The following is a 10,021-nucleotide window of genomic DNA, read 5'->3' as shown; positions in this document are numbered from 1 at the left end:
CCTATATATAAATATATATCAGTGGTAAGCAGAAACCCATAGATATTGCAACTCCATAGGGTAATCCGCGTTGATCTTTCTTCGCTGAAATTAGGCTAAAGCGGTATTGCGATAATCGAACGACGGCTAATACACCACCAAATATCATCGTTAACCAAAGTGCTACTACTGTTATAACACTAGGTAATGCCAACGCTAATATTGCTATTAACTTAACGTCACCACCACCCATCCAGCCAAAATAGAAAGTCGTTAGCAGAATGGTAATTAGAAGAAAGTAATTGAAAAGGTATTCTGTTGTATAATACTGAAACCCAAGTGATAGTGACAATACTGCTAGCATCGCGATGTAAGAGTTTGGTATTGTTCTTTTCCTAATATCAGAAACTGAAATCAGTACCAATAGAACAACGATTGATGCTAGCAGGATGCTATTAAACACCAGATCACCACTGTGCAACTAAGGGGCGGTTAAACCAGTAGTGGTGTTAATATCGCCTGATATTGCATCAAACGCTTGTTGAAGCTCTCCAAGCATATTACCTTCACCAAACACCAGAACTGCAGACAAGAGTACAGCCATAGCCACCGCTATCAACCCATACTCAATTGCGGTAACACCGCGTTCATCATTCTTAAGCGTGGTCAAAAATGACAAAGCTTTTACGTATAATGTCATCAACATAATCCTATTCCTTTTATGACTGTTTGCCCTTGGCATTAGTAAAGGTAGGCATTGGATCACCGTCTCAAAAGTGAACGCTATCGGAATTACCGATAGCGTTTGAGAAACATAAATAAACTATTTTTAGTAATTTATAATTAGGAATAACTAAACCTTCGCAATTTTCAATATCTTACTTTTCAATTTCTTAATTCTCATTAAAAATTAAAATCTCAAATCGCCCATCTGTAGTGTGACTTAAATCACACTATTCTCAATATGACATTCTATTTGCAAATAGACTGTTACGCTTAAATCGTTACTTTACCTTATCGTAGAGCGTATGTATGAAGCTACCTTTCGACAATTTGCTATCGTTTCACTCCGTTGTTACTAATGGTTCATTTAGCAAGGCCGCCAGAAAACTTGCTAAATCTCAGTCAACTATTAGTGGCGCCGTCAAAAACCTAGAGAATGAGCTTGGTTATGACTTATTAGAGAGAAAAAACAACTCTATTGAATTGACTTCTCGAGGAAAGAAAATCTTTCAATTAGCAACACCGATTGTGTCAAAATATATGGAGCTTATTAATGTTGCAGAAGCACTGAGCTTTAAAGACGAAAGTAAATTAAGGATAGGTATCGACCCACTCGTATTTGACCATAATGTCAAGCACACACTGATGGAATTTTCTGAAATCTATCCTGATACGGAACTTACAGTTGTCACAAAACCGAGCTATATCCTTGGGCAATATATTAACAACCATCAAATAGATATCGCCATAGGAAACCCTTACCATAAGACAGAGTTTGACTTCAACGTCGATGAGTTATTCTTGGTTAATTGTCATTGGATTGCACATAAGGATTTCTCTGAAACCGATAGCTATATATCCGCAAGGCTTTTGCTCATCGACGGTAGCGAAGACATCATTGATATCTCCAGTATTGCTCGGCACAATATTTGGGTTCTGGATGATACATCTACAATTCTAGAGCTATGTTTAGCAAAAAAAGGAATAGCGTTTCTTCCTCAGCACCTTGTTGAAAATCATATAAAAAGAGATTCAATTATGATGATTAACGATCAAACATTACTATTTGGCCGACAGATATATGCATCACTAATTTGGTCTCAACATGGTGATTACAGCATTCACCATCAATGGCTACATGATCGATTAAGGAAGAAATAACATGTTTCCTTAATAGTATCAAAACCAATACACTCCATTTTTCAAAAGAACGCTAAGCTTAAATTTTAGGTTTCTTGCTTGCTATTCTCTTATGCTAATAATTTCACGTAGTATCCTATACCTATTGTTAACGGTAGTTTTTCTACTATATCAAAATAATGTGTATGGAAAGCAATACATAGAGGTTGTCTCGGACAACAGTTCTTCTTCAGAGAAACTCAAGAGTCAAAGCTCGGCTAAATCAAGATTGACTACAATTAATCCATCTCAGTCTAATCATAATATTATCCAACTTCGTGGAGGCAGGAGTCAAAATCAACCTCTCCCCTCGCCCAATATCACAGCGGGTGGTGTTAAGAGCACTTTATATCAACCAATTATCCGCGCTTCTTCAGAAAAATGGAACGTTGATGCCAGTTTGATTTATGCTGTAATCCATGTCGAAAGTTATTTTAATCCTACAGCACAAAGCCCTGCTTATGCGTACGGACTAATGCAGATAACAGAAGATGGAGCGGCGCAAGAAGTCGCAAAAAGATACAGAGGGGGTGTGAGCTATTCCATTCAACAAATCTTTGACCCTACAACTAACATCGATATCGGAACTGCTTACCTTAGTATTCTTGATACCGTGTACCTTCGCAATATAAGAGATCGAAGCTCTAGAAAGCTACTCGTCATAGCAGCTTACAACTGCGGCCTTAGCAATCTGATGAAATATGGATTCGATACCCAATCTTTATCACACCTTACTTTTAGAGTTAGTCAACTCACTACTGAGCAACTTTATGTTAAGCTTACTAAAGAGTTTCCAATAAAAGAAACGCGCAACTATGTTGCGCGTGTCGTAGAAATGCAAAATCGATATTTAAACCGATAAGGTTAATTCATACTTACCATGCAAATAAACCTATTAGTATCAAAAGCTTTGTCAAGTTCTTCATGTTTTTCCGAAGAATACACCTTACCTTTTTGAGTCCAATAATCTCCAGGTGCAAGGTCCGTATATAGCTCTAAATACTGATAAGCGGCTTGCGTTGGTAGTTTAGAAGACAAACGTTGCTCACAATATTGAATAGCGTCTTCACGATTTAGGAATAGATCATGAGACTTTTTGTTCCCCTGAAATCTCGGTGATAAATAGGTAAATGCCTGATCTTTATAAATTACCTTATTAGTATAATGCGTTTCATTTTTTGAACTAGCTGATGTCGCTTCCTTAATCTTGCTTGGATTTAGAACGCTTTTAGTAAACTTTGTTTTATGACTGCTGGGTATGGTACGACTGATCGCATTGCTCGTTTCTTTTAAAACAAGCTTGTCCGAGCTTGTTTTGCTAGCAAATGGGAAGAAATAATCTCCACCATTCTTTAAGTTAAGTTTTAGCGACTGTGCTTTTCCATTATTTACAGCACGCACGCTGTAGACTCCAACATAATTACCAGTTACATCAACACGTTCACCAGAACCGACCTTCTGGTCGTTAATATAAAAACTTGTTTTAGAGGAGTTAGATCGAAACACAAAACGCACATTATCCAAGTTTAGTGCTTTCCTAAGCTCAACTTCAGTGTTAGTGCTGTAACTGTGTTTATAACTCGCATCAGCAATGAAGCTTAAATCACCATTTAACCTTTGTGTTGCATCGACCACTCTGAATCCAGTGAGTTTAATACGAGATAAACCACCTTTGCTAATTACAAATGCATTTTTTATCGACGGTAGATTTCGGTTTACACAAGTCGATAGGCTCTCCGCCACATTACATTGCAAACTACCCTCATATGTATCTTTAACTACTTGCTTAGCTTCATTCATATGACGGCTTTTTATTTGCTCATATAGAGCGAGAATTGCATCATTCTTAACCCTTTCAACCTGAGCAGCTTGTTGCTGGCCAAGAGACAGTTCTTTTTTAGTTTCAGTAAGTTGCTTTCCTGCAGTCTCTATCTGATGCTTCATTGAGTTAACTTTCGCTGATAAGTTACGAAGAGTCAGAATCAACGATTCGTCGTAGACGCCTTCCACCAGTTTATCCTTAAGCCTAGACGTCTCTGATTTTATCATTTCTATATTGTTGTCGAGCTTGATCTTGGTTGATTCAATGTCTGCATTCAACTTATTAAATCGAGCTATATTCTCATCGATTCTCAACTCACTGTATTGCTGCTCATACGAAGAGTTAATGTTGTTTAACTTGTCTCGTTCTTCAAAATCAATGAGCTCCGACGCTGCAACGACACCACTCCAAGTCATCACAACCATAATGGCGATCGTTATTTTGTATCTATCCACTGCCACTCTATTGCTATCCACCATGACTCCATTCAGTTTGATGTGGCAACTTCCCTAAACAGCAAGATGACCACTTAGTTATTGAATCACTTGTTCACTGATTTAACCGTGCTACCGGAAGAAACCCATATCTCCGAACGTCGATTTTGCGCTCGTCCTTCTGTCGTCGAGTTGGTCGCAATCGGCTTGGTTTCGCCAAAGGAACGCACAACAATATGATTCTTATCCACGCCTTTTGAGATTAGGCCATCTGAGGTTGTTAACGCTCTTTTCAGCCCAAGTGCTTGGTTATACCCTACGGGTCCAGTACTGTCGGTGTGCCCGTCTATAGTGATATTACTAGCCTGTTTCCCTAGCGTATCTGCTAAACGATTTAATGCTTCATCGCCCATGGGAGTGAGATTGGCTTGGTCAAAACCAAAATGAAGACGTGCCACTAAGCCTCCTTGTTCTGCCTTTCCTTGCTCATCACCTATCCAAGTTGTGCAGCCTGACTGACTTAAAGCAAGACTAGATTCCCCGGCCAAAAGCTTTTTTAAGTCACTGTCATCTGACTTTTGTTCGATTTGCAGAAAACCTTTTCGATGCTCCGCAATACCTGTGATATCCCCGACGGTGACACTGTGCTGATATTCATTAAAAGTGTTATCGCAATAAACGCTTTGCCCCTCTCCTGCATTTGCGGCCAAACTGTATGGCAACATCGACATGACAAGTGCACCAATCACTAACTTCTTCATATTTTCCTCTAGTACAACTTAGTTATTCCGCTTGTTTTAGAGCCCTTGCGGATGAGTTCTTCTATCTTCTTAATCAATTCATCGAGGTTGGATACGTCGATAATGTCTTCGTTAGGGTCAACTACACAGTCTTGAAAACCACTTTGTTGAGACGCTTGAAAGTTAATACCTATTACACCTATGTATAAGCCGGGTATTTGCTGTCTTGCTTTATTACACATGCCAGCATTCACCAGTCCCCTCAAAATGCCGTTGTTAGGGCTCTCTTGACCATCACTTAATATGAGCAGCATTTTTATTTTCTTTGTATAGGCTTGCTGCTTATCTTGATCGGAACTATTGGGATCGCCTTGCTTAAGAATTTGCGCTCCCCTCAAGATTCCTTGGAATGCAGCGGTGCTTCCGTTCGCCCACATTGGTGAAATGGCATTGAGATCGGATAGTTTGTTAGTTAACGCAATATTGTGAAACTGTGTGGAGCTTTGGTCACCAAAACCCGCGAACAATTGGACGCCGTTAATTCGATAATAGTTAGATGACAACCCTGACTTGTCGCTAAACATAGTGGATACTGTCTGATTGAAGTCAACATAATTGTAATCATCTGGATAGTAGTAACTTCTCGACAGAACATCATTTATTCGTTTTGCATATTGCTGGTTATTCAGCGCCTCTTGTGGGCAACGGGCATGGTAGTAGCAGTTTTGACGACGATTCCAACTCCAGTTTCTAACAGGTTTACAGTTCCCCGGATTATTGGCACAGCTTGATACTTGATTCCACGACTCACCGCGCCAGGCATCCCATGGTACTTGGTTGTATGTGTATGTAGAACGATTAGCGTGAGTATCGTTTCTGTAGCTAAGTTGACTCGTTGACCTAGCATTTTGAGAAGATATGACTTCTCTAGTGCGAATGTTGAACGGAACGAAACCTACACGGTTAAGCAGTTTATTTGCTGTCGAGTCTTGTCCTTGTTCATCGCATACATCTTCCACATTACCGTTTACTTGGTCACGGCGAATTGATGTACAAAGAATTTTGTCTGATATCTGATTAATGGCTGTTTTTAGGTCATCGATCTTTCTATTTCGATTAGTACCCCATCGGCTATTCATAGAACCAGAAAAGTCGGAAACAAACACGATATCGATATTATTATCCCCCAAATAGACTGGGTATTTTCTCGCCAAGGAGCGTCCTGCTAGATCTTGCTGGTCACCGAATGATGGAATAAAGCTGCTCGCAAACCAAGAATCATGTGTCGTTTTAGCGTTAACCGTATATTGGATATACTCCAGTACACCTGCGTTTTGGTTCTCTGCCTGATGAAATCGCTGCGCGGTCAGTGCCATTGACTTGATATCGCGCACGTAGTTTTCAATATATTTAGTCGCAAGATTGTTAGCGAGCGTTGGTTGATCTTCAATGGTTACCGCTAAAGCAGCAGCTTCAGAAGCGTCCCTTAGACGGCTGGTTTCCTGAACATAACGCGTCCCTTCGACTGCCCAAAATGTAAATCCCATTATGGGTACAAGCATCAATCCCATCCAAATTGCGGCGACTCCTTTCTGGCGACGGAGACTTCGATGCTGATAACGCTGCATTCTCATTACACTATCTCCCGGGCAGTATTGAGGATGAAACAATTTTGACGGTGGTACTGGTACCGCCATTTATAAAGGGTTCAAACCAAGAGTGTTGTTGCTGACATATGCTCACTCGATACAGCGGATAGATAACCCCTTTTTCCACCGGAGCTAAATCAGCGTGATCTTGGAGTGAGTCAGTCTGACAATTTAAGCTATTAAATTTGTTACTAGTAAACCCAACCACGGACGTTTTATTGGTCAGCGATTCAATTTTAAGTGCTACGTTTCCAGGCGCTGTATTTAGCATTCGACTCGCAACTTGAGTAAGGTTGACTAAATCAGAGCTGGTTACTGCTAGATTCTTTCCGGCAGCAACATCAGCATCGAAATAGCGAGTACGTTCTTTGATCACGTTGGCGAGCGCGAAGCTAGACCGATCCAACTTGGCTCGAACTAGAAGTTGATGACTCAAATCTGTCGAGAAGAGATAGACAGCGCACAGAGCCATCATGACGAACGCTAATTCGATCGCGAAGGACCCTTTTTGGCGATGTTTGGAACGTACACCGTGGTTATGGAGCGTCATCTTTCCACCCCTCATGTTCTAAATTGAGCACCATAGTACGAGAGATGGTGCTATCAGACGTTCCCCAAAACTTGAGCATTGGAGAGTAATGATAAGTAACTGTGATTTCTGCCAAGTCATAGTTGAAATTCAACCCTTGGCTCGAATGCCCTCGGTTAGCAATGAAATCGTCATAGGTTTTGAAGTACTTGCCATCTATAGAAAATCTCGAGCTATCGATTAAGAAGTGCCATAAGTTTTTATCGTCTTCGATAAGCGTCTTAAACTTTGCTTCGTATTGCTGATTGATGCCCTTTCCTTCATAGATTTTGGTGTTCCTAATCGTTTCTCTCAGCGAATACTCGGTCATATTGACGACGTAGATTTGGTAACTCGATTCGAAAATAGCAAATGTAGCGAAGATGAGTACGATGGCTCCCAAAGCAAACTCAACCGTTGTAACTCCTTTTTGCTTGTACAGGCGATTCATTGTTAACTCCGGTACTGAGTGAGTTCGGCGCTAATATCACGCAATTCTTGGTCAGAAAACTCACCTTTTAGCAGTTTTCTCGCGGCATCCACCTGCTGCACTTTCATAAGTGCAATGGCTAAGTTTGCTTTTACGATCTTATTACTCGGGTTTTCTTTGAGGATTGGAGTGAGCATTTCTACCGCCTTTTGGTAATCACCATTTGCCATATGAATCATCGCTAGATTGTTCTTAATGACAACGTCGTCATAACCTCGTAATCTTGCTTCATTCAACTGCTTGTAGGCTTCTTTGTAGCTCCCAGCCTTGGTATACGATACGCCCAACAAGACATGAACTTGACCGGATTGATTACCCGATTTAATAGAGTCTAAATAAGCATTAATCGCATTATCAGTGTCGTCTTTAGCGTCAAAAACCTGCCCCTCTAACTGGTACAAACTTGGATTTTTGACACCTTCTTTCTGTAAGTGCTGAACGTAAAAATCGGCAGATTCTAGGTCACCTTTATGAAAGTAGGCCCAAGCCAACTTTTCTTTGACTTGAGGATCTTTCGATCCTTTTTCTAACTCAGACTTGTAGTAACTAATCAAACCATCATAGTTTTTTACCTTTTCCATACTGGCAATTTCGTCCTGTTGCTCACGCTCTGGAGATGGAGCTGACTGACATCCGACTAGCGAAATCAGTAAAACTAAGACGATATAGAACGGTTTTCTAATCACTCGTTACCCTCCTATATTTATGGACATTTGCATAATTCCCGGTGCGAGAATAAGAATCACGATGGGAAACATAATGAACAAAATCAATGGTATACTCATTTTTGCGGACAATTTCCCCACTTTTTCTTCCACAGTTAGAATTTGTACTTTTCGCATATCTTCTGCCAAATCACTCAGTACTTGCGCCACGGAAGTACCGTATTGCAGATTTTGAATAATAGTCAGTACAAAACTTCGCACTGCAGGCGTAGGTATGCGATCACTGAGGTCATTCAGTGCTTTTTCTAAACCATGTATTTTGGCAGAATCAGAAGTGCGCTTAACCTGATAGCAAAGATCAGAATCAAACTCTGCAAGCTCTTTACCTAAATAGATCAATGCTGCTTCGATGGTCATACCGGTTTGTACACACACTGACATCATGTCCAGTAGATAAGGAAGTTGAGCGGACGTTTTTCCAATGAGTATCTTGCGTCGCATCTGCAACAGCATGTCAGGCACGACAATCACCGCAACAAGAGACAACACCACGGCTAACAACTTGTTACTGGCCGTCATATCCGTCACTAAAACTAAAACCGACAATACGACAAGTACCACTAACTTAGCTGGGAAGTAAAATCTTGCCCATTCAGTGTTGTAATAGCCTGCTTCGATTAGCTTCTGCTCGAGCTCGTGTCGGTGTTCTTTACCAAATCGAACAAAAAAGCGATTAACACGAGAAGAAGAGTTTAAAGTCTGCCCACCAATATAGTCCTCTACCTTCTTACGCCTCTGCTCTGCTCGCAAAGATTCAAAAATCAGAAATAACAGGGAAACAAACAGGACGATAAGCGCCGTCAATAACATCATGCGCGCACCCCCCTTACCAGTAGCCAAACAATAGACAAGCCGATGAGTTCGCTACCAAGGACGTAAAACAAGACGTACTGACCTTGTGGATCATTTAAAACAAAGTCGACATTCGCTGGATTTACGTAATTTAGAATAACGGTAAAGATAAGCGGAATAGCCGCGACGATTTTCGCAGAAATCCTCGCCTCTGAAGTCATGGCCATTTTCTTTTTCTCTAGCGTCCTAGAATCAACCAATACTCTTATAAGGCGAGCTAATACTCCTTTGAGTTGTCCTCCACGAGCAATGTTTGCCCTAATGGTCACTGTGAAAAATAAAAACTCAGGATAAGGGTAATTTTTACACGAACGCTGCAAGACGACTTCCGGTGATTCGCCCAACTTCAACCGATCGCCCATTAACTTAAACTCACGGCCTATCGGATTGTTCATTGCTTCACCGACATAACTAATTGCTTGCATCAAGCTATCACCCGCCGTTACTGCGCTCATCAGAATATTCAGAGCATCAGGAAAGGTGTTTTCAAAATCACGTCGCCGTCTTCCCACCAAAAAGCGATAACCGAAAACAGTGAAAATGAGAGAAAGACTGAGCACTAACCAAGAATTGGTCATGGATAATAATTCAATAACGATATACCACGACGCGATAATGCTGCCTGTAATATAAAGAGCTATATAAAGCGAAGAACGCGGCCCCAAGATGGTAAGCGTCGGTGAAATCGACTCCTTAAATTTCTGCCAGTTCTGCTTTCTAACCAACGATTTAACGTTAATAGCATTTAAGTTTTCCGCTTCAGCTTCTTCTATATTGAAAAACTGATCGACTTTTTTGACTTTAGAGTCTCTCAAAAGAATGATGACCAAGGCAAAGAGGACTAACGACAACCAAAGCAT

The 10,021-nt window shown here is 40.7% G+C and carries 12 protein-coding genes; 2 read left to right on the top strand and 10 right to left on the bottom strand.

Annotation, left to right across the window (positions count from 1 at the left end; genetic code table 11):
• Nucleotide 1: 1 nt before the first annotated feature.
• Both L2W36_RS08900 and L2W36_RS08895 read right to left on the bottom strand, forming a co-directional pair.
• Nucleotides 2–442, bottom strand: a complete 441-nt coding sequence (locus L2W36_RS08900) for an A24 family peptidase (protein ID WP_236109842.1) — start codon at nt 440–442, stop codon at nt 2–4.
• Between the two features lie 18 nt (nt 443–460).
• Nucleotides 461–685: a Flp family type IVb pilin gene (locus tag L2W36_RS08895; RefSeq protein ID WP_124939778.1), complete on the bottom strand. Its 225-nt coding sequence runs from the start codon at nt 683–685 to the stop codon at nt 461–463.
• 326 nt (nt 686–1,011) lie between these two features.
• Here L2W36_RS08895 and L2W36_RS08890 point away from each other — a divergent pair, with 326 nt between their 5' ends.
• Both L2W36_RS08890 and L2W36_RS08885 read left to right on the top strand, forming a co-directional pair.
• Nucleotides 1,012–1,863, top strand: a complete 852-nt coding sequence (locus tag L2W36_RS08890) for a LysR family transcriptional regulator (protein ID WP_062459551.1) — start codon at nt 1,012–1,014, stop codon at nt 1,861–1,863.
• Between the two features lie 160 nt (nt 1,864–2,023).
• Nucleotides 2,024–2,743: a transglycosylase SLT domain-containing protein gene (locus L2W36_RS08885; RefSeq protein ID WP_236109841.1), complete on the top strand. Its 720-nt coding sequence runs from the start codon at nt 2,024–2,026 to the stop codon at nt 2,741–2,743.
• Nucleotides 2,744–2,745: 2 nt separating this feature from the next.
• Here the strand turns inward: L2W36_RS08885 and L2W36_RS08880 are convergent, their stop codons facing one another.
• The 8 genes from L2W36_RS08880 to L2W36_RS08845 all read right to left on the bottom strand — a co-directional run bounded on the left by L2W36_RS08880 (nt 2,746) and on the right by L2W36_RS08845 (nt 10,021).
• Nucleotides 2,746–4,128, bottom strand: coding sequence for a hypothetical protein (locus tag L2W36_RS08880; protein ID WP_236109884.1), 1,383 nt, complete (start codon nt 4,126–4,128; stop codon nt 2,746–2,748).
• A gap of 116 nt (nt 4,129–4,244) precedes the next feature.
• The gene (locus tag L2W36_RS08875) at nt 4,245–4,898 is read right to left on the bottom strand and encodes an OmpA family protein (protein ID WP_236109840.1); all 654 of its coding nucleotides are present in this window, start codon (nt 4,896–4,898) and stop codon (nt 4,245–4,247) included.
• 8 nt (nt 4,899–4,906) lie between these two features.
• Nucleotides 4,907–6,511: a pilus assembly protein gene (locus tag L2W36_RS08870; RefSeq protein WP_236109839.1), complete on the bottom strand. Its 1,605-nt coding sequence runs from the start codon at nt 6,509–6,511 to the stop codon at nt 4,907–4,909.
• A 4-nt stretch (nt 6,512–6,515) separates the two neighbouring features.
• Nucleotides 6,516–7,076, bottom strand: coding sequence for a tight adherence pilus pseudopilin TadF (gene tadF, locus L2W36_RS08865; RefSeq protein ID WP_236109838.1), 561 nt, complete (start codon nt 7,074–7,076; stop codon nt 6,516–6,518).
• Nucleotides 7,063–7,545, bottom strand: a complete 483-nt coding sequence (locus L2W36_RS08860) for a TadE/TadG family type IV pilus assembly protein (protein WP_063606277.1) — start codon at nt 7,543–7,545, stop codon at nt 7,063–7,065. The genes tadF and L2W36_RS08860 overlap by 14 nt, the downstream gene beginning before the upstream one ends.
• A 2-nt stretch (nt 7,546–7,547) precedes the next feature.
• Nucleotides 7,548–8,270 carry a tetratricopeptide repeat protein gene (locus tag L2W36_RS08855; RefSeq protein WP_006070727.1) on the bottom strand — a complete coding sequence of 241 codons (723 nt, stop codon included), beginning with the start codon at nt 8,268–8,270 and terminating at the stop codon, nt 7,548–7,550.
• Between the two features lie 3 nt (nt 8,271–8,273).
• Nucleotides 8,274–9,122: a type II secretion system F family protein gene (locus L2W36_RS08850; protein ID WP_236109837.1), complete on the bottom strand. Its 849-nt coding sequence runs from the start codon at nt 9,120–9,122 to the stop codon at nt 8,274–8,276.
• Entirely contained in the window at nt 9,119–10,021 is a 903-nt protein-coding gene (locus L2W36_RS08845) for a type II secretion system F family protein (protein WP_006070729.1), read from the bottom strand. Before L2W36_RS08845 ends, L2W36_RS08850 begins: the two co-directional genes overlap by 4 nt.

This window comes from Vibrio sp. McD22-P3 (assembly GCF_021568915.1).
Lineage (GTDB): Bacteria > Pseudomonadota > Gammaproteobacteria > Enterobacterales > Vibrionaceae > Vibrio > Vibrio mediterranei.
This window is presented reverse-complemented; position numbering and strand designations above follow the sequence as displayed.